This window comes from Methyloferula stellata AR4 (genome assembly GCF_000385335.1).
Classification (GTDB): domain Bacteria; phylum Pseudomonadota; class Alphaproteobacteria; order Rhizobiales; family Beijerinckiaceae; genus Methyloferula; species Methyloferula stellata.
Genome location: NZ_ARWA01000001.1, coordinates 108,060 through 128,619, shown reverse-complemented (window position 1 = coordinate 128,619; position 20,560 = coordinate 108,060). Strand labels below are relative to the sequence as shown.

At 58.6% G+C, this 20,560-nt stretch carries 22 protein-coding genes; 13 read left to right on the top strand and 9 right to left on the bottom strand.

Annotation, left to right across the window (positions count from 1 at the left end; translation table 11 throughout):
- The first annotated feature begins 324 nt into the window (after positions 1-324).
- Both A3OQ_RS0100650 and A3OQ_RS20995 read left to right on the top strand, forming a co-directional pair.
- Positions 325-1,008 carry a DUF1007 family protein gene (locus tag A3OQ_RS0100650; RefSeq protein WP_020173416.1) on the top strand — a complete coding sequence of 228 codons (684 nt, stop codon included), beginning with the start codon at positions 325-327 and terminating at the stop codon, positions 1,006-1,008.
- 239 nt (positions 1,009-1,247) lie between these two features.
- A complete protein-coding gene (locus A3OQ_RS20995; protein WP_210162187.1) occupies positions 1,248-2,435 on the top strand; it encodes a nickel/cobalt transporter in 1,188 nt (395 codons plus the stop codon).
- 158 nt (positions 2,436-2,593) lie between these two features.
- Here the strand turns inward: A3OQ_RS20995 and A3OQ_RS20990 are convergent, their stop codons facing one another.
- The 3 genes from A3OQ_RS20990 to A3OQ_RS0100625 all read right to left on the bottom strand — a co-directional run bounded on the left by A3OQ_RS20990 (position 2,594) and on the right by A3OQ_RS0100625 (position 8,340).
- On the bottom strand, positions 2,594-4,330 hold the full coding sequence (locus tag A3OQ_RS20990; protein ID WP_020173414.1) for a peptidoglycan L,D-endopeptidase MepK: 1,737 nt from the start codon (positions 4,328-4,330) through the stop codon (positions 2,594-2,596).
- Between the two features lie 289 nt (positions 4,331-4,619).
- Positions 4,620-6,677, bottom strand: a complete 2,058-nt coding sequence (locus tag A3OQ_RS24965; RefSeq protein ID WP_020173413.1) for a L,D-transpeptidase family protein — start codon at positions 6,675-6,677, stop codon at positions 4,620-4,622.
- A gap of 157 nt (positions 6,678-6,834) precedes the next feature.
- On the bottom strand, positions 6,835-8,340 hold the full coding sequence (locus tag A3OQ_RS0100625) for a sigma-54-dependent transcriptional regulator (RefSeq protein WP_020173412.1): 1,506 nt from the start codon (positions 8,338-8,340) through the stop codon (positions 6,835-6,837).
- 20 nt (positions 8,341-8,360) lie between these two features.
- Between A3OQ_RS0100625 and A3OQ_RS0100620 the strand changes: the two genes are divergently transcribed.
- The gene (locus tag A3OQ_RS0100620) at positions 8,361-8,591 is read left to right on the top strand and encodes a hypothetical protein (RefSeq protein WP_152428262.1); all 231 of its coding nucleotides are present in this window, start codon (positions 8,361-8,363) and stop codon (positions 8,589-8,591) included.
- 3 nt (positions 8,592-8,594) lie between these two features.
- Here the strand turns inward: A3OQ_RS0100620 and A3OQ_RS0100615 are convergent, their stop codons facing one another.
- The 3 genes from A3OQ_RS0100615 to A3OQ_RS0100605 form a co-directional block, all read right to left on the bottom strand.
- Complete coding sequence (locus A3OQ_RS0100615) at positions 8,595-8,834, bottom strand: hypothetical protein (RefSeq protein WP_152428261.1); 240 nt, start codon at positions 8,832-8,834, stop codon at positions 8,595-8,597.
- A gap of 306 nt (positions 8,835-9,140) precedes the next feature.
- Positions 9,141-9,365 carry a hypothetical protein gene (locus A3OQ_RS0100610; RefSeq protein ID WP_152428260.1) on the bottom strand — a complete coding sequence of 75 codons (225 nt, stop codon included), beginning with the start codon at positions 9,363-9,365 and terminating at the stop codon, positions 9,141-9,143.
- 296 nt (positions 9,366-9,661) lie between these two features.
- Positions 9,662-9,898 carry a hypothetical protein gene (locus tag A3OQ_RS0100605; RefSeq protein ID WP_152428259.1) on the bottom strand — a complete coding sequence of 79 codons (237 nt, stop codon included), beginning with the start codon at positions 9,896-9,898 and terminating at the stop codon, positions 9,662-9,664.
- Positions 9,899-10,255: 357 nt separating this feature from the next.
- On the opposite strand from A3OQ_RS0100605, the gene A3OQ_RS0100600 reads away from it, so the two are divergent.
- Complete coding sequence (locus tag A3OQ_RS0100600) at positions 10,256-12,112, top strand: M3 family oligoendopeptidase (RefSeq protein ID WP_026595340.1); 1,857 nt, start codon at positions 10,256-10,258, stop codon at positions 12,110-12,112.
- A 13-nt stretch (positions 12,113-12,125) separates the two neighbouring features.
- Here A3OQ_RS0100600 and A3OQ_RS0100595 read toward each other — a convergent pair whose 3' ends face one another.
- From A3OQ_RS0100595 to A3OQ_RS23295, 3 genes are all read right to left on the bottom strand, one after another.
- Positions 12,126-12,869: a DUF2019 domain-containing protein gene (locus A3OQ_RS0100595; protein WP_083931431.1), complete on the bottom strand. Its 744-nt coding sequence runs from the start codon at positions 12,867-12,869 to the stop codon at positions 12,126-12,128.
- A 357-nt stretch (positions 12,870-13,226) separates the two neighbouring features.
- Entirely contained in the window at positions 13,227-13,967 is a 741-nt protein-coding gene (locus tag A3OQ_RS0100585; protein WP_020173404.1) for a DUF2019 domain-containing protein, read from the bottom strand.
- Positions 13,964-14,947: a hypothetical protein gene (locus A3OQ_RS23295; RefSeq protein ID WP_020173403.1), complete on the bottom strand. Its 984-nt coding sequence runs from the start codon at positions 14,945-14,947 to the stop codon at positions 13,964-13,966. Before A3OQ_RS23295 ends, A3OQ_RS0100585 begins: the two co-directional genes overlap by 4 nt.
- A gap of 281 nt (positions 14,948-15,228) precedes the next feature.
- Here A3OQ_RS23295 and A3OQ_RS0100575 point away from each other — a divergent pair, with 281 nt between their 5' ends.
- The 9 genes from A3OQ_RS0100575 to A3OQ_RS0100535 all read left to right on the top strand — a co-directional run bounded on the left by A3OQ_RS0100575 (position 15,229) and on the right by A3OQ_RS0100535 (position 20,560).
- Positions 15,229-15,489: an AbrB/MazE/SpoVT family DNA-binding domain-containing protein gene (locus A3OQ_RS0100575; protein ID WP_020173402.1), complete on the top strand. Its 261-nt coding sequence runs from the start codon at positions 15,229-15,231 to the stop codon at positions 15,487-15,489.
- Positions 15,486-15,866: a type II toxin-antitoxin system death-on-curing family toxin gene (locus A3OQ_RS0100570; protein ID WP_020173401.1), complete on the top strand. Its 381-nt coding sequence runs from the start codon at positions 15,486-15,488 to the stop codon at positions 15,864-15,866. The genes A3OQ_RS0100575 and A3OQ_RS0100570 overlap by 4 nt, the downstream gene beginning before the upstream one ends.
- Positions 15,867-15,875: 9 nt before the next feature.
- Positions 15,876-16,019 carry a hypothetical protein gene (locus A3OQ_RS24770; protein WP_020173400.1) on the top strand — a complete coding sequence of 48 codons (144 nt, stop codon included), beginning with the start codon at positions 15,876-15,878 and terminating at the stop codon, positions 16,017-16,019.
- Between the two features lie 128 nt (positions 16,020-16,147).
- Positions 16,148-16,429, top strand: coding sequence for a hypothetical protein (locus A3OQ_RS0100560; protein WP_244427069.1), 282 nt, complete (start codon positions 16,148-16,150; stop codon positions 16,427-16,429).
- 235 nt (positions 16,430-16,664) lie between these two features.
- A complete protein-coding gene (locus A3OQ_RS0100555) occupies positions 16,665-16,925 on the top strand; it encodes a hypothetical protein (protein WP_020173398.1) in 261 nt (86 codons plus the stop codon).
- 204 nt (positions 16,926-17,129) lie between these two features.
- The gene (locus A3OQ_RS0100550) at positions 17,130-18,497 is read left to right on the top strand and encodes an ABC1 kinase family protein (protein ID WP_020173397.1); all 1,368 of its coding nucleotides are present in this window, start codon (positions 17,130-17,132) and stop codon (positions 18,495-18,497) included.
- 142 nt (positions 18,498-18,639) lie between these two features.
- Positions 18,640-18,789 (top strand): aa3-type cytochrome c oxidase subunit IV, encoded by a 150-nt coding sequence (locus A3OQ_RS23855; protein ID WP_020173396.1) that lies wholly within the window; start codon positions 18,640-18,642, stop codon positions 18,787-18,789.
- A 112-nt stretch (positions 18,790-18,901) separates the two neighbouring features.
- Complete coding sequence (locus tag A3OQ_RS0100540; RefSeq protein ID WP_026595338.1) at positions 18,902-20,041, top strand: Re/Si-specific NAD(P)(+) transhydrogenase subunit alpha; 1,140 nt, start codon at positions 18,902-18,904, stop codon at positions 20,039-20,041.
- Between the two features lie 69 nt (positions 20,042-20,110).
- Positions 20,111-20,560, top strand: a complete 450-nt coding sequence (locus A3OQ_RS0100535) for a proton-translocating transhydrogenase family protein (protein ID WP_020173394.1) — start codon at positions 20,111-20,113, stop codon at positions 20,558-20,560.

Sequence of the window (20,560 nt, the reverse complement as noted above, 5' to 3'; positions counted from 1 at the left end):
GGCCGCGCCCGCTTCAAAAGCATGGTTTGGTCGTAGTCACTTGGCACTGCCATTTTGATAGGCGGTCGGCCGTTTGGGATCAACCCATCATTTCCCAGTATAATCACCCGCATTCGCAGCGTATAGGAGGCGCAACGGGATTGCCCCAGCCTCTTGCCGGGGGAGGCCTGGACCTGCGGATAAATTGCAGTGCAATTCCCCTGTTTAAGATGCATTTGCATGGCCCGCCGCCTCGCTTTGGCCAGACTTCCTTCCCTAATAAATCAATCTCTTGCTTCAAAACCCATTTCGGGCGAGAGGGGTTGAAAGAAAGGGTAAGATTTCGTGATCGGAAAAGCCCTGCACGGAACGCTGCTCGCCGCGCCTCGGGCCGCCGCTTTGCTGGTTTGCTTTGCGATTGGCCTTATCGGCCTGGGGCAGCCAGCCGAAGCGCATCCGCATGTCTGGGTCACCGGGCGCACGGAAATCATCTTCGATCAGTCCGGTTTGATCAAGGCCGTTCGCAACGCTTGGGTCTTCGATGAAATGTATTCGGCCTTTGCGACCGAAGGCCTCGGCAAGAACGGCAAGCCGCCAACGCCTGAAGAGCTTGCGCCGCTCGCCAAGACCAATATCGAATCCTTGGCCGAGTTCGACGATTTCACTTATGCGAAGGAAGCCGGCGTCAAGGTCGCCTTCGGCGAGCCGACCGATTACGTGCTCGAAGAACGCGACGACAAGCTCGTCGTCTTGCGATTTACACTGCCTTTGAAGACTCCTGCACGCGCGTCAAAGGCCTTTTCGCTGCAGATCTACGATCCGACCTATTTCGTCGCTTTCAGTCTCGACTCGAAAGATCCCGTCACGCTCATCAACGCCCCGAAGGGCTGTTCGGCCAATGTGCTCGGCGCGAATCCGCTGCAAGCCGAGGAAACCAAGAAACTGTCGGAAGCCTTTTTCAGCGGCCTGTCGCCCGGCACCAATTTCGGCGTGAAGCTCGCCGACCGAATCATCATCGCGTGCCCGTAAGGTTTTTGCACCGATAAGAGCTTCAAATTAATGTGCACGGTCTGAAAAACCTGTGCCATTTTTCGGCTGAGATCATGCTTTAGGGTTTTGCGGTACGATCTATGGATCGTCATTGCGAGCGCAGCGAAGCAATCCATAAGAGTGCCTGAGCTTTTGTCTGGATTGCTTCGCTACGCTCGCAATGACGGCGCTATGTGAGTTCTGACTCCGTTGAAGGTTTGCGGATGAAATCATCCATCATGCGCAGGATTGAAACGCTCGATTCGCTTGCTGCGGGCTTAGCGCTAGGCTTTATCACGCTCATCATTTTCTCTTGCGATGGCGCTTTCGCACAAGGCGCGCATCATCCTTTCGCCGTCGGCGCGAACGAAGGCGCAGTCGGCAATGTGAGCGGATTCGGCGCCTGGATCATCGGGCAGGAAAGCGTTTTCTATCGCCAAATGACGCAGGCGTTGCACGCTATCAAGGCGCACGAATCGGCAGGTTGGGCGCTGGCCGGCGTCAGCTTTGCCTATGGCGTGTTTCATGCCGCAGGGCCGGGCCATGGTAAGGCGGTCGTGACCTCCTACATGGTCTCGAATGAAAGAGCGCTTCGGCGCGGTCTCGTCATTTCGCTGCTTGCCGCCGTGTTGCAAGGCCTTGTCGCCGTGGGTCTCGTCGGTATCGCCGCCTTGATCTTTCACGCGACCGCGCAACGCATGACCGCTGCCGCCAATCTGATCGAGACGGCGAGCTATTTCGGTATCGTCGCCCTCGGCGTTCTTCTTCTTTGGCGCAAAGGCGCGGCCTTCGCCACCGCGCTCAGCGCCATGCCGCGCGCACAAGATCACGATGATTTTGGATTTAACCAATCCAAAATCATGAACGTGATCGATTCCTATAGATTAGAGCGGGATGCGGGCGGAAAACCGGTACCCACTTTTCCTCATCCCGCTCTCGAAGAGATCTTCGCGGCAAGCGCACCGTCTCTGTCGACGATGGGACGAGGCACATCGGCTTTCTTCGCCGATAATGGCGCGCAGGATCATGTGCATGGTCCCGACTGCGGGCATTTCCTAGCGATGGACCCGACAAAACTCGATGAAGGCTTCGTCTGGAAAGGAGCCTTGCTAACCATGCTGACGGCGGGTGCAAGGCCATGCTCAGGAGCGATCCTCGTTCTGGTCTTCGCGCTCGCGCAGGATATGTTTTTGGTGGGCGTCGGCGCGACTTTCGCGATGTCGCTTGGCACCGCCATCACCACCGGCGCTTTGGCGGCTTTCGCGGTTTATGCCAAACGCACGGCGGTGAAATTCGCGGGTCCAGGTTCGCCGCGCGCATTGGTGTTCGGACGGCTGATCGAAGTCGGTGCCGCGCTCTTGGTTCTGCTCTTCGGCTGCGCTTTGCTCGCCGCGCAATGGATGGGATTTACGCTGACCGCCCTTTAGAGGCATGATCTCGATCATCGAGAGCGGCGGACGTTCAAATCGAATCTTTTGAAGGCGTCATGCGCGGACTTGATCCGCGCATCCAAGCACAACACTTGGTTGATGCCCGGATCAAGCCCGGCCATGACGCAATTGAAAGTTCGAGGCTCTAGACTGAGTTAATTCCGCGGCCGCGAAAAACTTGCAACGAGCTGAAGCGAATCGCGCGCGGAGGGCAGCGGTTGAACGGCGGCGCCGGAGAAATGCGACGTGTCGAGATCGGTCGCATTGCTTGCGAAGCGCGCGACATAATTGGCTGACAGTCTATTCGACAATGTGCCGGGCTGGATGCGGGCCGCGGCGCGCAGCCCCGAAAGGCTCGCGCCGAGTACCGACTGAGTCGGCATGTCCTCCGTCGCCGTATCGCTTGTGAGGCTGCGGAAATTGCTGCCGTCGAGCCTTGCCGACACGATTGTCCTACTGGCCCGCGACGGCGTGGTTTTATTCAGCGCCGCCGAACGCAATCCAGGCAGAGGCGCGGATAGGGAAGACTCAGGCGCAGCGGGCGTCGCGGCATAGGCCAAAACGTCCGCGGGCGATGCTTTCGCCCTGTCCGGCCCTTGCGTGATGACGGCCGGTAAGGCCGCATGTCCGAACTCGGCTGGATGCGCCGGTAGCGGGGTTGAAATCAGAGACGCGATCGCATCCGGTTTCGCGGCGGCGGGCAGTTTTTGCCCGGCCTTTGGCGCGTCGGTCGCAATCGATGCCGTCGTATCATTTGGTGCGATCGACGCGAATGTGGCGACGCCGGCGGGACGCGCCGGTGGCAGAGGCACGGCGGCCAGGGTCATCAGCTCGCTTGGGCGCTTCGGCGGAATCGGAAGCACGCTTCCATAAGCCGACGTATCGGCGTCCTGGGATGCGGTGTCCGCATCGGCCTGCTTGCCGCGGAGTGCCGGGGTCGCCGTTGGCTGGAGACTCGCGACCTGCTGGCTGCTCGGTGCGGGAGCCGCCGCAGTCTGAGCCGGATCGGGAGCGCGGCGTTGGCCATAGCGCTCGGCAAGCGATTGCGCAGCAGGCGGATTAGCCGAGGCTACAAAAGATGTGTCCGGATTGCGGCTGGCGCCGCGGGCCGGGCCGCCGCGCGGCGTCGGGACGGCGGAAGCAACTTCCTCGACATCGTCCTCGCCACCGCTGCCGCCGCCGAAGAGCCAAGCAAAGAAGCCCTTCGACTTCGGCTGCTCTGCATAGGCCGGCGCCGAGCCGCCATTCGCCTCGATTTCGGCGCGGGCTTCTTCATAACGGGCAAGCGGTTGTCCATTCGACGGAATATGGACAGTTTTGCCGTCTGGGAAGAGCCGGGCGAGCTGGTCATAGCTCATGCGGGGCCAATGCCTGACGCTGCCGACATCGAGATGGACGAAATTCGAACTCGGATAATAACCGACGCCGCCTCTTTGCATGCGCATGCCGATCTCGCGGAGTTTCTCCATCGACATGTCGGGCATGGTCGTATCCATCGCCTTGCCCAGCATGTGCTGCGAATGTTCGGCGACCGCGCGCGAGCGGCGGCGCAACATGGCATTGGTCTCGGGAGAGCGATAGGCTGAGAGGACGGTGATCGGCTCGGTCGCCCCGGCGGTCCGGTAGACCTCCCAAACGACGTCGAAGAGGCGCGGGTCCATCTTCGTCTGATCGTCGTTGCGCCAGTCACGCAGGAAATAATTCAGTTTTTCGAGGACGGCCGGGTCGTAATGGCCGTTGACGCGATAGGTTGCCTCGATCGAATCGTGCCGGTGCGCATGGTAGAGGCTGATTGTCCGTGTATCGCCATTCGCCTCGGCCGTTTCTGTGGCCGTCGGGAGAAAGGCACCCGCCCAGAACGCCATGACGCTCGTCGTTACGACGACGCGCACGCGATTCCTGGTGGCCTTTTTGAGGCTCGGTTGTCGCAAATGATGGCTCGCGGTTCTCGGGTTACGCGGCTTATGCCGCCCGTTTTCGTTGGACTTAACGTTTAAAACCGAGAACCGTTAATACCCCGTGCCCATCGGACCCATGGCATTCCCCCGCTCTCCCCACGATCCAGTTAAGCACCGTGGTTGGCCGGAAGAAAGCCGGAAATTATGGCGAAGCTGTGTCAGAGGCCATATGGCAGCCGCATATGCGGGCAGCTTATTGGCGGAAAACAAGCACTTAAATGGCTTAGCCCTCAAGCCCGAGCGCGACTTTGACCTTGTGTGAATAGCCATAAAGATCGTCGCGCAATTGCAGCCGGCCGGTCTCATCCACATAGGTCGTGAAATATTCTATGTGGATCGGCAAGGGCGTCGGCAGGTTGATGTAGCGCTCGCCAGACCCGATCAGACCCTTCAGTCTTTGTTCGCTCCAGGAATGATTGAGTATGATTTCGGCGAAACTGAAGGGCTGGTCGACGCGGACGCAGCCGTGACTGAAGGCGCGCTTCGCCGAAGCGAAGAGAGCCTTCGACGGAGTGTCGTGGAGATAAACGGAATAATCGTTCGGGAAGAGGAATTTGATGCGTCCGAGCGCGTTCCTTTCACCGGGCGGCTGACGCACGGTGAGCACGCCGTGACGCGAACTCACCTGCCAGCCTGAGGCGGCGAGATAGCTGAGATCGCCACCGGACTTCGGCAGGAATTCCTTGCGGATGATCGATTGCGGCACGTTCCAATAGGGGTTCACGATCAAATATTGCATTTTGTTCGAGAACACCGGCGTCGGCGTGTCGGGCTTGCCGACGACGACGCGATGGCGCGTCAAAAGCTGGTCGCCGTGAATCACCGAAACCGTGAAGTCGGGAATATTGACGGCAACATAGGTCTCGCCCATGTCGCGCGGCATCCAGCGCCAGCGCTCCATATTGGCGAGGATTTCGTTTTCGAGCCGCGACGGCTGACCGCCCGACAGAGCCGCGATCGTGCGCGTGGTGAGCACGCCCGAAGCGGGCAGGCCGGCGGATTTCTGGAAACCGGCCACGGCGGCTGCGACGCGCGTGTCATAGACGAGGTCTTCCGGCGCGGCAGGTTGCTGGACGTCGAGACCGAAGCGCGCCCGTATCAAAGTCACGCGCGGGTCGCGCATCCCGACCGTCAATTCTGGACCGGAGGGGATGGGCTGATGCGCGACGGGCGCTTTCTCACGGCGCATTTCGGCGAGCTTCTGGCGCAGCGCCTGATAGGCTTTTTGCGGCGGGTTGAAACCCCAAAGAACCTCTCCAGCCTTGTCGCCCGCGTCCGCCACGGCGGATAAAATGGCGAAAGGCTCGGCTACCTCGGGCTTCTCGCCGATCAAAGGCGAAATCGTCTTCGGGTCGATTCGGCCGCCCGAGGCGGCGCGGCCGTAGGCGATCACGGCTTCCGACAAGGCGAGATCGGCCTTGACCCGGTCCGCGTCGCTGCCGCCTTGCAGATCCGGCACGAAAGCGAGCGGCAAACCGTCGTCGGCGGCGTGTTGAAGCCGGTCGATCACGGCCTTCGCGGCTGGCGTCGCCTGTCCGTCGGTGCTCCAGAGCGGCGCGAAATCGTGCAACGTGTAAAAGGCCGCCAGTTCTTCGCGAATCTTTTGCGTCTCGGCGGCGTGCGGACCCTTCACGTCCGAATAGACGAGATTTTCAAGCGCCGTCTGCAAGAGGCCCAGCAAGGGCGATTTTTCCGGTGTGGCCTGCTTTGCCTCGTCGGTGGGGGGCGCAATGATCTCGGCGGGCGGGGCGACGGCCGTATCCGTCGGCTCGGCCGGAGCCGCAGGGGTGGCTGTCTCGGCTGGAGCGAGGGGATCTTCCTTGATCGACCCTGTCGTATCCGTGTCGATCGAAGCCTTTTCCGCCGATGGCTCGGGCTGGGACGAGGGCGTCGCGGGTGCGTCAGCCGCCGCGGCGGCCGGTTCGGGCGATGACTCGTCCTTGGATTGGGTCACGTCCGGCGGTGCTGCCCCGGCGGGCGCATTCGCGTCAGGCGCTGGGTTGAGCGTGGCGAGAGGCGTTTCGCTCTCTGCCGATGGCACGGTGACTGGCGTGCTCTCGGCGGCTTGCGCTTGAGCCTGCTCCGGGGCCGTCGCGTCGAGCCCTTTCGCCGCCTCCTGGGCGGGGGCTTGAGCCTGTTCTTGGACCGGCCCTTGGGCGAATGCGGTCGAATCGGGCAAGCCCGAGAGCAGGAGCAGGGCGGCGGCGCCGCCAAGCGAGAGAGCCATGAAAGGCGCGCAGGCGCCGAGGCGGGACGTGCCGCGCTTAGAAAGAACGTTCATCTGACGACGCATTGAAACCTCGACACCCCCGTAGGTAAAGAAGGGGTGAGTTGGTTACGAAATCAATGCACGAACGGCTGTGCCTCTGCACACGATGCCGTTATCTCATAGAGCGTGGCAGGGCGGCCACATTTGCTGGTTCCAAGCGCAGGATCTTTCAGGCCGCGGCATCATCGGCCTTGTCGCCGCCTTGTTCCTGCTCTTGTTCGGTGAGATGGAAGCCATATTCCTTCATCTTGCGATAAAGGGTCGAGCGGCCGATTCCGAGTTTGCGGGCAACTGCCGACATCTGGCCGCGATAATGCGCCAGCGCGAAACGAATCGTTTCAGCTTCGAGCTGATCGAGCCTGCGGATATCGCCGCCTTCGCTCAACAGGCTTAGGACATTCGGGTCGCGAACCTCGACCCGCACCACCTCCCGCTCGGGCTTCGGCTGGGACAAAACCGCGGGAATGGCCGGAATGCGCAGATCGAACCCGTCCACATGCGCGGCGATCTGCGGAAATTCGGTGATTGTCAGCTCGTCGGCATCGGCGAGCACGACGGCCCGGAACACGGCGTTTTCCAATTGCCGGACATTGCCCGGCCAATCATAGGTCTTGAGCAAGGCGACGGCCTCGGAACTGAAGCCGCGGATGCGCTTGCCTTCCTCGGCGCCGAAGCGGGCGGCAAATCGCCGGGCGAGGTCCGGAATATCGTCGCGCCGTGATCGCAAGGGCGGCACCGAAATCGGAAAGACGTTCAAACGATAATAAAGGTCTTCGCGAAAACGGCCGCGTTTCACGAGCTCGATCAGATTTTGGTTCGTGGCCGAGATCAGCCTGATATCGACCTTGACCGGCCGCTTTCCGCCGACGGGGTCGATTTCGCCCTGCTGAAGCGCCCGCAAAAGCTTGACCTGGATTTCGAGGGGCAATTCGCCGATTTCATCGAGAAACAGGGTGCCGCCATGGGCCTCCGCGAATTTACCGATATGTTTTTCGCTGGCGCCGGTGAAAGCCCCTTTTTCATGCCCGAATAGAATCGATTCGACGAGGTTTTCGGGCAGGGCACCGCAGTTGACGGTGACGAAAGCCTTGCCGCGCCGGTCGGATGCGCCTTGGATGGCGCGCGCGATTACTTCCTTGCCGACGCCAGATTCGCCTTCGAGAAGGACGGGAATCATCGATTTGGCGGCGCGTTCGCCGAGCCGTACGACTCGCTCCATATCTTCGCTTGAGCTTGCGATGTCCTTGAACGACAAGGTGCCGGCCGCCTGCCGGTTCATGCGGCGCACTTCATCTTCGAGCGCGTCGACCCGCAGCGCATTCTTGATCGAGACCTGCAATCTTTCGGCGCCGACGGGCTTCACAACGAAGTCCAGAGCGCCGGCACGCATGGCCGAAATGACGGTTTCGATCGAGCCATTGGCCGTTTGGACGATGGTCGGTACCTGACAACCGCGATCGCGCATCCGCTCCAGGACCGCCATGCCGTCGAGATCCGGCATCACGAGGTCAAGAATAACGAGATCGACCGGTAGCCCGGCTGTGGCTTCGAGCCGCGCCAGAGCCGCTTCGCCTGTTTCAACCACCTCGACCTCGTAGCCAAAGCGCCGCACGAGTGTTTCGAGAAGACGGCGTTGGACGGGGTCGTCATCGACAACCAGAATCAAACAGGACATGCGACCTCATGAGGGGCGAAATGATTTCGCCGGCCGCCATGCTGGTCGATCAGAGTAAACGCCGTGTTAATGGCCGTGCCGTTTGGGAGCAGGCATGGGGTCAAAATTATGCGCCGGCGGTTTCGGCTTGGCCCAAGTTCGGAAATTTTTTCGAAACTGCGCCCGTGGAAGCCGAGCCGGAGCCTGGCGTGCCGCTCGAAAAGAAAAGCGCGGCATCAGATGCCGCGCTTTGCAGAACCCGCTCGGAGTGAGAATTAGTCGCTGAAGTTGCCGGGGCCTTCCGGATGGAAGGGGCTGGCGCCAAGATCAAGGCGACCGCGCGAACCGGAGTGATCGTAGCGGGCAATGTCGCTCAGCGCGCCGAACTGGCCTTGAACCTGATACAGAGCCTGGAACTGATCGGTCGGAATCCAAGAGACGGGAGCGGCCGAAGCGGCGCCCATCGAAGCGATCACAGTCAAACCGGCAAAAGCCAAGGTGCGAATCGTGTTCATTGTCTTATCCTCCTTGAGGCATTCCGTTGGAACGAAGATCATCTTCCATTCCGGGGCTGGCCAATCGCGCCTGCCTTGCCCTTAAGACGTTTGAGGAGGGGCTTTTGTTGCATCGTTTTTTAAATTCCAGTTCAAGAAACTGTGAGACTTCGGATCACGCTGGCGTGATCTTTTAGCTCGTCCCTATAGAATATTAGCATATGCCAATATAAATCCGCTTGAGACAGCGTAGAGGCCAAAAGCAAAGCGCGGCGAAAACGCCGCGCTTTGTCTTAGCCCGTGCCATTTCTAACTGGGCCGGAACTCTCAATCGCACGAGACGCCGCAGGGGACGCCCTGGAGGTCGCGATTGTAGGCGGCAAAATAATCACGTGCCGCCCGGACGCTATGGACCGACACATGATCATGTGTCACCTGAGGCTGATACATGCTGTAGAACTGGTTGGCGTTAGCAGCCGGAGCCGCGGCGGCGGCCCCGATCGAAGCGATCACAGCCATTGTGGTGAAAGCCAAAGTGCGGAACATCGTCATGTCATGCCCTCCTCTGAGGAAAATCGGAACGAAGATCATCTTCCATTCCGGGCCGGCCAGTTGCACCTGCCTTGTCCTTATGACGCCGGAGAAGGGGCTTAGTTGCATCTCAGGCGTGGGCTTTGGTTCAAGAAAACGTGAGTCTTTCGATCGCGCCCGCGTGAGATGCTAGCATATGCACTATTTTGCGCTTAGGCGGCGGGAGTCGGACTTGCGATGCCCGGAAGGCTAGCTGGCAAAATTAAAGCGCGGCATTCCCGCCGCGCTTTTGCTGGTGACTTACTTGCAGTCGGATCTTACTCGACACCGCACGTTTGGATGCGGAAGGGCAGTACGCCGCGATAGCAGGACGAGCTATTCGAGGTGCTTTCATCGGCCATGCCGGTGACGCCGGGGAAAGCGGCCTGCTGGTTCTGGTAGTAGCTCTGATACTGATTGGCCGGAACCTGAGAACCATGCGAAGCTGCGAAAGCGGCTCCGGCCGAAGCGATCAAGGTCAAACCGGCAAAAGTCAAAGTGCGAATGTTGGTCATGTCATCTCCATGCAAAAGTTTGTGCATCGAGTCTTGTTGCTCGATGCCGGCAGACGTGCTGCCTTGTTGCTGACAGGCGGGACATAGGGAGATGCATGCGCGGCGTACATCATCTTTCATTCAAGAAAGAGTGAGACGGGCAACATGTCGCAGAACTATGTTTCGCGCCGTAACACAGCGATGACTTTTGTTTCGATACGTAGCCAAAACGATCGTTGGATACGATCATGATGATTGACGAAAATGAACGCTATTTTGAATTCGCACGATAGGAATAGTTGATCGGAGGATCATCGTTCCTTATGAAAGAGTCGAATGCCGTTCTTGGCGATGTCCCTCGAATCTCGTGGTTCTGCGATGACCCTTTTCCGCTCTTGCTCCAACTTTAAATATTCATATGCGGCGCCGGAGGCCTTGCGCGGCGCCGGTGACAACGAGCTTGGTGTTCTTCCGGAATGGAATCTCGCGGATCTCTATCCCGGGATGGAAGATCCGGCCTTCGCGCGCGACGTTCAAAAGGCGCAAGCGGACTGCAAGGCTTTCGCGGAAAAATATCGTGGCAAGCTCGAAACTTTGGCGGTCGAGAACAATGGCGCGGGCCTCGCCGAGGCCGTCAAAGCCTATGAGACGCTTGAAGAACTTTTGGGCCGCATCGCATCCTATGCAGGCTTGATCTATACCGGCGATACGACAGACCCGGTGCGCGCGAAATTCTACGGCGACGCGCAAGAGAAACTCACCGACGCATCGTCCGATCTTCTCTTCTTCCAGCTTGAACTCAACCGCCTGGACGATGCGCTGCTCGACAAAGCGGCGGCAGGTGCGCTCAGCCATTACCGGCCTTGGGTTGAAGATATCCGCAAGGAAAAGCCCTATGAGCTCGACGACAAGCTCGAGCAATTGTTCCACGAAAAATCTCAGACCGGGCGTGGCGCCTGGAATAGACTCTTCGATGAGACGATCGCCTCGCTGCGCTTTCATGCCAATGGTCAAGAGCTGACGCTCGAACCCGTCTTGAACCTGATGCAGGATGAAAAGGAGGAGGTTCGCAAGGAGGGCGCCGATGCTTTGGCAAAGACGCTCAAGGAAAATCTGCGGACCTTCGCGCTCATCACCAACACGCTCGCCAAGGATAAGGAAATTTCCGATCGCTGGCGCGGCTTCAAGGATGTCGCGGATTCCCGCCATCTCTCGAACCGGGTCGAGCGCGAAGTGGTGGATGCGCTTGTCGCGGCCGTGCATGCGGCCTATCCGCGTCTGTCGCATCGCTATTATAAGTTGAAAGCCAAATGGTTCGGGCGCGAGACCTTGAACCATTGGGACCGCAACGCGCCGCTGCCGAACGTCCCGTCGAAGACCTATCCCTGGACGGACGCGCGCGATACCGTGCTTTCCGCCTACGGCGCTTTCTCACCGCAGATGGCGGGCATCGCCAAGCGTTTTTTCGATGAGCGCTGGATCGATGCGCCGGTGCGTCCCGGCAAATCGCCCGGCGCTTTCGCGCATCCGACCGTGCCCTCCGCGCATCCTTACGTGCTCTTAAATTATATGGGCAAGCCGCGCGATGTCATGACGCTCGCGCATGAGTTGGGGCATGGCGTGCATCAGGTTCTCGCTGGGCCTAACGGCGCGTTGATGGCGCCGACGCCGCTGACGCTTGCCGAAACGGCTTCCGTCTTCGGCGAGATGCTGACCTTCCGCGCTTTGCTTGCGAAAACGGATACAGTCTCCGAGCGGCGCGCCATGCTCGCCGCCAAGGTCGAAGACATGATCAATACGGTCGTGCGGCAGATCGCGTTTTATACGTTCGAGCGAAAGGTCCATACCGAGCGCCGCAACGGCGAATTGACGGCGGATAAGATCTGCGAACTCTGGATGAGCGTGCAGGCCGAAAGCCTGGGGCCGTCGATCAAACTCGGCGAGGGCTATGAGTCCTATTGGGCCTATATCCCGCATTTCGTGCATTCGCCCTTTTACGTCTATGCCTATGCCTTCGGCGATTGCCTTGTGAATTCGCTCTATGGCGTCTACGAGAATGCGCGCGAAGGCTTCGCCGAGCGCTATCTCGCGATGTTGTCGGCCGGCGGCACCAAGCATCATTCCGAATTGCTCAAGCCCTTCGGGCTCGATGCGCGCGATCCGGCCTTCTGGCAGATCGGCCTCACCATGATCGAGGGAATGATTATCGAGCTGGAGGGGCTGGAAGGGAAGTGATCGGGGCGCAGGTTCAACCTTGAGGCGCTCCGCTCTGCTTCCTTCGCCATTGGTCGAGCGTCCTCCGCGCGGATGCGCGCTCTCCCCCATATTTGCCATTGGCGATCGATTCGAGAATCGGGATCGCCCGGTCGCTTGCAATAGACAAACAAGAACTCGCGGCCACACGCCGAATAATAGGGTTGGGGTGTTCCAGGAAAGGCAGCAGGGCCGTCAGGGCGTGGCCTGCTTCAAGCTCACGGCGGACGTCCCCGATCTCTCCCAAGATACGGTTGTAAGTTTTAGTGTCGGGAAGCCCATTTTCGTCCGATATAAACTCCGCGGCGGCGTAGAGTCTCGTCGCGGCGTCGTTATAGCGCTCCGCCAGATCTGCGATCGACATGTCAGACAGAGCAGGCTGTTTCTGCGGCTTCTTTTTAGCTCTTTGAACGAGCGCAATGACCTCGCCGGTCGACAAATTCTCGCGGACCGCGCCATAGACAGCATCAGACCACTCGGGATCGATGGCGCGGAACTGACCCGCCGCCCAATAGCGCACGTCTTCGTTCGGATGATCATAAAGAGGGCGAAGGTCGGAGATCGGCTTTCTTGCCTTGAGTTCTTGTCCGATGAGCTGCATCTTGTCACCGATAGCCTGAGCTTCCGCACTTTGCCGGTTCATCTTGAATGGAAGGTTGAACACGCTTCCGAGGCGGCTCGCTCCGTCAATGAAATGGGTGATAAGATCAGCCGTATTCATGTGCGAATAATCGGTCATTTCAGAATCCCATAATCGCGTAAGGCAGCCAACCCAATCTGCTTTTGTCCCTCGAAATCGAGCGACGATATCGATTCTCTGAAAGATGGACCATCGTCGCTTATTCCGCGGTTATAATCCGCCGTGATTTTCTCATGCTTCAATCGAGGAATCCAAATGATGTTATCTGGGCCATCGATCATCGCATCTCCGAATTTGGCGCGATTGGCATCATTTTGCTCGACGATATGGTGTTGCTCATAGCCCGCTGAATATTGTTCCGGCCGAAGTCTGAGTTCATCTAAAGTTTTTGCATGAACGACTAAACAACTCGCTTGTCAGCCCGCGCTATGTAGGGGCTGACGGATAGCGTGCTCTCTACTTTGAGGCTGTACCGGATGCGGCGGAGCGCCATTTTCGTAAAATCTCTGCGGCCCCGATCGAATCGCCAAGTATATTGCGCCCGGCCATGTCCTCAATGATCGGGATTGCGCGATCGGGATCGAGTGGCAAGCAATGGATAGCCGCGACATAGCGAGCGATGAAGTTTGGGTGATCGAGGAATTCGGTGAGCATACCAATCGTGCCGCGCTTCTTCAGCTCTTCGACGACGAGGTTGGTCTCCCTCACAATCCGATTGCGCGTCTGCCAATCCTGGAGGCCCTCGTCATTGGTCAAAAAACAGGCGCCATATCGGCGCGCGCACGTATCTTCGAAGCGGGCCAGGAGCTGAACGAAAGACATTTCACTTAAGGCGGGCTGCTGGGGAGGCGGCTTCAAGGCATGCCGCATCATCTCGACAACTTTTTGCGTAGGCAGTTTTTCGCGAATGGCTCCATAAACAGCGGAGGCCCATTCTGGATCGATCTCTTCAAATTGACCGGCCGCCCAGGCTCGGACATCGAAATTGGGATGGTCGAACAGCCTGCGCAGTTCCGCCAAGGGTTTACGGATTCTTAACTCCGCTGCGACCTTCTGAATTTCAGACGAAATTCTCTCGGCTTCAGGAACAAACGGGCTCATCTTGAGAGGAAGATTGAAGGCGCTCCCGAGACGGCTCGTTCCGTCGATGAAAAGCTCAATCAGGGCCGGGGTCGTTGTTTTTGCATAGTCCGTCACTTGAGCACTCCGTATTTACGCAGCAATTCCAGGCCTTTTTCCCTTTGAGTTTCGAAATCTTCTGAACGCATGCGCTCGCGTAAGGTCGTCGTTTCCTCGTCTTCGATGCTATTATATTCGGCAGTGAGCTGCTCATGTCTCAGTCTTGAGATCCAAATGATATTGCTTGGATCATCGATTCGCTCATTTCCAAATTTCCTGCGATTTTCGTCATTTTGTTCGACAATGTGATGTTGCTCATACCCGTCCGGAAACATGTCGGGGCGTATTTGAAGTTCTTCCAGCGTTTTGGGTGAATCATGATAGGCGTGGAGTTGGGCTGTGATCAAATCCTCGCCGACGTTAAGTTCCATCCGCCCAAGTTCTTTGAGTAATTCAGCGATCACTTCAAGATAGAAAGATGTCGCGTTTCCGCGCGGGACCTTTGGAGAAAGCTTGGGGTTATCAGCGGCCCATACTCTGATTTTTTTATTTACTTCCTTCGGTGGCCATCGCCGAGATTGGTCAAGTTCTCGCGACTGATCTTCCTTCGGTACAGGTGCGAACCAACCTCGATTAGGGGACTCATTGGTTCGCGGATGTTTCCTGTTCCAGTCTTCGTCGGCTTTGAGCAGCCCGCTCCATTGCAGCGATGCGAGAAGCTCACCGTATCGATCTTCCGCTTCGTCATCGAAAGGCGGCTGATCTGGAAATTGAAGGAAGATCGTTACGAAGCACGCATGCGTAACATCGCCCTTATTGAGGGTGCGTGCGACGGCGTGCAATCCTTCGATCTTGCCGGTCAGATCGATAGGGCATTGATAATGAGCGGTCAGAAGCGCATTGAGAGTGTCCAAATCGCGAGGCGCCCAAACCTCGTCGCCGTATTCGTCGAGCGTCCGCTTCATCAAGCGGACATTCCCAACCTTGGGACCCAGCTCGTCGCACGAGACAGAACCGCCATTGCGTGGCGGAGATAATTTGAATTTCGCGAACTGCATGTTCCACCTTTCGGAAAGAACATACAGTGAACATTTGTCTTCGCTGAAGAGGGACCGCTCTATGCGGAATGGCGATTCCACAACGAGCAAGCCTTGCCGATGTCGGAACTGCAGGACCTCTGGGCTCGACGCGCCCGCCGATCTTCTGGCAGGTCAACTTGATCGTGGGCACAATTTGCGGAGCTGGAGGGGAAACGGCTTAGAATCGGGCCTCCGCGGGACTGGAAGCCTTCCAGCTCTGCATTATTTATGTTATACAATCTGTATAACGGAGTTTTGCCATGGGCATCGAAGGACAGGATGCAGAAATCGAAGGCGCCGTCCTTCAGATCCGCAAGATTGGCAATTCGGTTGGGGTCATTCTCCCGAAGGAACTTCTGGCACGTCTTCGATTGAAGGAAGGCGACAAGCTGCACATCGTCGAACAGACTGAGCGTGGCTTAAAGCTCAGCCCCTATGATCCGCATCACGCGAAGGCAATGGAGATCGCGCGCAAGGCTTTCCGCGATTACGCGGATACATTCAAAGCGCTCGCCAAATGACGGAGCCTTTGTGGCTCGACGTCGATATCGTGCTTGATATTCATGGTGAACAATTGGCGCTCTTCGGAGGCCCGGAAGGTATCCGGGACTTAGGTCTTCTAGAGTCCGCGCTGGCGAAACCGCTCAATCGCTTCGCCTATGGAGAAACCGATCTCGCCGTGCTTGCGAGCGCCTACGCATTCGGCATTGCCCGCAATCATCCGTTCGTTGACGGCAACAAGCGCGCGGCTTTCGCGGCATTCATCGTGTTCCTTGGTTTGAACGGAATAGACTTCAAAGTGCCCCCGGCAGATGCGACAGCGAGTTTTCTGGCACTTGCCGCCGGGGAAATCGGTGAAGAGGCCTTCGCCCAATGGGTCAAAGACCACTGGCCTTGAGATTTCGCCATGCTTTCGGGGGTCGGCACCGAGCATCATTCCGAATTGCTGGCGCCCCTCGGGTTCGACGCGCGCGATCCGGCCTTCTGGCAGATCGGGCTTACGATGATCGAGGGGATGATCGCGGAGCTGGAAGGGCTGGAGGGGAAGTAGACGCCGAGGTCGGCGCTGACGCGGCCACCCGGTCAATCGGGTGTCGCGCTGTAACTTTCTGCTACGAGTCCGCGAATAAGCTCTGTGCCTATGATCGTTTAGGCGATAGCGAAAAAGCAGATTTTCATGTGCTTTTCGTTTTGAAGAGAGAGGAATGTCGCATGAACGTAAAATTGTTCCGTTCTTTAGCCATCGCCGCGGCCATTATCGGCGTCGCTCCTATCGCGTTGGCTGCTGGCCTCGACGGCTTGCACTATCAAAAGGAAATGACCGTCAAATTGAAGAGCGGCAAGACGGTCACGGTTATGGTCGGCGAGATGAACGGCAAGGCTATGGCCGTTATTCCCATGGAAGACTTGAATGACTTTTACGAACGGGCCGAAGGCCATAGCATGTCGACTTACAACTGACGTCGATCGCCTGAATCGGGGTCTGTCCGCAAAGCTTTGAGCCTTTGCGCGCGGCAGCCGCATCTTTGCGCGACAGGCCCTGATCCAAGCGGTGAATATATCTTTGGCTGTTTCGCCAGCGCCAACCGTCAGGCGCCTCGACGATTTTGACTCGGCGCGTCATCTATCAAGACAATTCGACGCAACAATTTCTCGCTTTGGAAAGGTATTATCTCCGGCCAACACCGGAGGTTCGATGTCTGACAATAATGGCAATGCCGACGTGCTCAAGGGTCTGCTTGCGCAGGTGATGGCGCTGGACGAGATCGTTTGCCTGCTCCTTGCAGAACATGTGCAGCGCACCGTCGATCCCATGGATAGCTTGCGTATGCTTTCGGACCGCCTGACCCGGAAGCTCGCCGATGCCGCCGGCGCGTCCATCGACGATCGTCTACTTGTCGACATTCAGCGCGAGTTCGACCGGATCATCGCGACAGCGCGGGATATTTTGGGTTAGGCGGCCTGATGAAAAAGCCGGTTACAGGACCCACAGTTCGGATTACGCCCGCGCGAGGTTCGGATCGGCGTCATTCGGAAGGCGTATATGGAGCTTAGCAGGGCGATCAGCCGCTCCGCATCACTAATGCGCTATAAGCTAACCCGCCAGGGATTTGAGGATTATATACGAGGCCTCAAATGGTCCCACGGCAGAAAAGAACCCATGAACGACGAATCAAACCGCCTTTCGGCCCGCGCCGTCCGCTATGCGCGGGTCGGCGCTAATGTCGGCGGGATCGCCGCGCGCATCGCGGCGGCGCGGCTTCTCGGTACCGGCGGCAATGACGCGTCGAGCGCCGCCGCGCTGACGAAGGCGCTCGGCTCGCTCAAAGGCCCGATGATGAAAGTCGCGCAAATGCTCGCGACGATTCCAGACGCCTTGCCACCGGAATATGCCGAAGAGCTGGCAAAGCTCCAAAGTGATGCGCCGCCGATGGGCGCGGCTTTCGTCAAGCGCCGGATGCAGGCCGAACTCGGCCCAAATTGGCAGGCGCGTTTCAAATCCTTCGACTTGAAGCCTTCCGCGGCGGCTTCGCTCGGCCAAGTGCATCGCGCGGTCAGCCTCGAGGGCAGGCAGCTCGCCTGCAAGCTGCAATATCCCGACATGACGTCTGCCGTCGAAGCCGATCTGCAGCAGCTCGATGTGATCTTCGCTTTGCACCGCAGGTTTCGCCCGGCGATCGACACGCGCGAAATGACGAAAGAGATCGCGGAGCGCATCCGTGAAGAATTGGATTATGGCCGCGAGGCCAAACACGCGCGGCTTTATAGCGACATTCTGGCGCCGCTCGCCGATGTCCGTGTGCCTGCGGTCGATGGCGCGCTCTCGACTCATCGCCTTCTCACCATGGATTGGCTCGAGGGCGAACGCATGCTGACCTTCAAGGAAGCAGATCAAGACTCGCGCAATCGCATCGGCGCCGCGCTTTATGCCGCCTGGTGGAAGCCGTTCAATCAATATGGCGTCATTCACGGCGACCCGCATCTCGGCAATTATTCCGTCTTCCGCGACGCGGCGACAGGCGAGGCGCAAGGCATCAATCTTCTCGATTATGGCTGCGTCCGGATCTTTCCGCCGTCTTTCGTCGGCGGCGTTGTCGATCTCTATGAGGGCCTGCTGCACAATGAGCCAGCCCGCGTCGTACATGCTTACGAGACCTGGGGCTTTCGCGGCCTCACCAAGGATCTGATCGAGACCTTGAACATCTGGGCGCGGTTCATTTATGGGCCGCTGCTGGAGGACCGGGCGCGGACCATCGCCGACGGCATCGCGCCCGGAAAATACGGCCGCAAGGAAGCCTTTCACATGCATGAGGCTTTGAAGAAATATGGCCCGCTGACGGTTCCGCGCGAATTCGTCTTCATGGACCGCGCGGCGATTGGGCTCGGCAGTGTGTTTCTGCATCTCGATGTGAAATTGAATTTTTACCGTCTGTTCAATGAGGCCATCGCCGGCTTCGATCAGGCGGTCTTGGGCCGGCGCCAGGCCGCGGCACTCGACAAGGCGGGCCTCGCCGGGGCGGTTTCTTGAGACCCATGCTGGAATTTTAAGCTGTCTGACAGGCCATCTCGCGGAATTTTTGCGGATTTTGCTTAGAAACCCTCTTGCATCCCAACAAAATCGTTGCGATGCCTATGGCATAAAATGACCAGGCACTGTTTGGAGGGCACTCATGGATGAAGTTCATGCCGCGGCGGGAGACCATCCCGATATGGATTACGCCGAACACGACCGCACCTATCACCTCTTTCTGAAGCTTCTCAAATACGGCGGCGCCGGTGTGATCCTGATCGTGATCCTGCTGGCTGTTCTCTGGGGCTGATCCTGCCCGACAGATAATTTCCGACGCTTTCGTCTACGTCTCTGACACGCCGCCATTGCGGCGTGCTGAAACGACTGAAGTTATTGTGGCATCTCAGCTCTTCGGAGACATCATGCGTATCGCTGTTCCAGCCGAGTCAGATTCCTCCGAAGCGCGGGTTGCCGCGACCCCCGAAACCGTCAAAAAATTCATAGGCCTCGGCGCCGAGGTCGCGGTTCAGGCTGGCGCCGGCCTGAAATCCGGCTTCCTCGATGCCGATTATGCGGCGGCGGGGGCGAGCGTGGTTCCCGATGCCGGCGCGGCCGTGGCGAATGCCGACATTATATTGCGCGTCCGCCGCCCAAGCCTGGCGGAATTGGCCGGCGTCAAAGCCGGCGCGGCGGTCATCGCCGTCATGGACCCCTATGGCCATATCGATGCCCTGAATTCGTTGGCCTCCGGCGGCGTCTCGACTTTCGCCATGGAACTCATGCCGCGCATCACGCGCGCGCAGGTCATGGACGTCCTGTCGAGCCAGGCCAATCTCGCGGGCTATCGCGCCGTTGTTGATGCCGCCGCCGAATATGGCCGGGCGATGCCGATGATGATGACCGCGGCAGGCACGGTTCCGGCCGCGAAGGTCTTCGTCATGGGCGTCGGCGTCGCGGGTCTGCAGGCGATTGCCACGGCGCGCCGCATGGGCGCGATCGTGACGGCGACCGATGTGCGCCCGGCGACCAAAGAGCAGGTCGAATCGCTCGGCGCCAAATTCATTGCCGTCGAAGACGAGGAATTCAAACAGGCCGAAACGGCCGGCGGCTATGCCAAGGAGATGTCGGCCGACTATAAAGCCAAACAGGCGGCGCTGACGGCCTCGCATATTGCGAAGCAGGATATCGTCATCACGACGGCCTTGATCCCCGGCCGTCCGGCACCTGTACTGATCACGGCCGAGATGGTGCATTCGATGAAGCCCGGCTCGGTCATCATCGATCTGGCGGTCGAGCGCGGCGGCAATTGCGAATTGGCAAAGCCTGGTGAAACCGTCGTCACTGCCAATGGCGTGAAGATCGTCGGAAATCTCAATGTCGCGGGGCGGCTGCCTGCCACCGCGTCCGCGCTCTATGCGAAAAACCTTCTCGCCTTCGTGGAAACCTTGATCAACAAGGAGACCAAGGCGCTTGCGATCCAATGGGACGACGAACTCGTCAAGGCGACCTTGCTCACCAAAGATGGTGCGCTGGTGCATCCGAATTTCCAATTGGCGGCCTGATCCTGCTGCATTCGCAAGGATCGACAAAAATAAAATCTTATTGGCTGGAAACCTGGAGGGACTGTCCAAATGGCGACGGGCACCGAACAGCAATTACTTGATAAGGCCCAGGCCGCGGCCGACGTCGCACGTCAGGCGGCGGATGCGGCACAATCCTATGCCGATCAAATCGCGCATATGGCCGGCACCGGCGCTCATATAGCGACGGGCGGGGCCATCGATCCTTTCGTCTTCCGGCTGGCGATTTTCGCTCTCGCCGTTTTCGTCGGCTATTATGTCGTCTGGTCGGTGACGCCGGCTCTGCACACGCCTTTGATGTCGGTGACCAACGCGATCTCATCGGTGATCGTCGTCGGCGCATTGCTCTCCGTCGGCGTCAGCGCCACGCAGATCGGCGACGACGGCCCGATCTGGGCCCGCATCTTCGGCTTCATCGCGCTCATATTGGCATCGGTCAACATATTCGGCGGCTTCCTCGTCACCGAGCGCATGCTCTCCATGTATAAGAAGAAGGGCTGA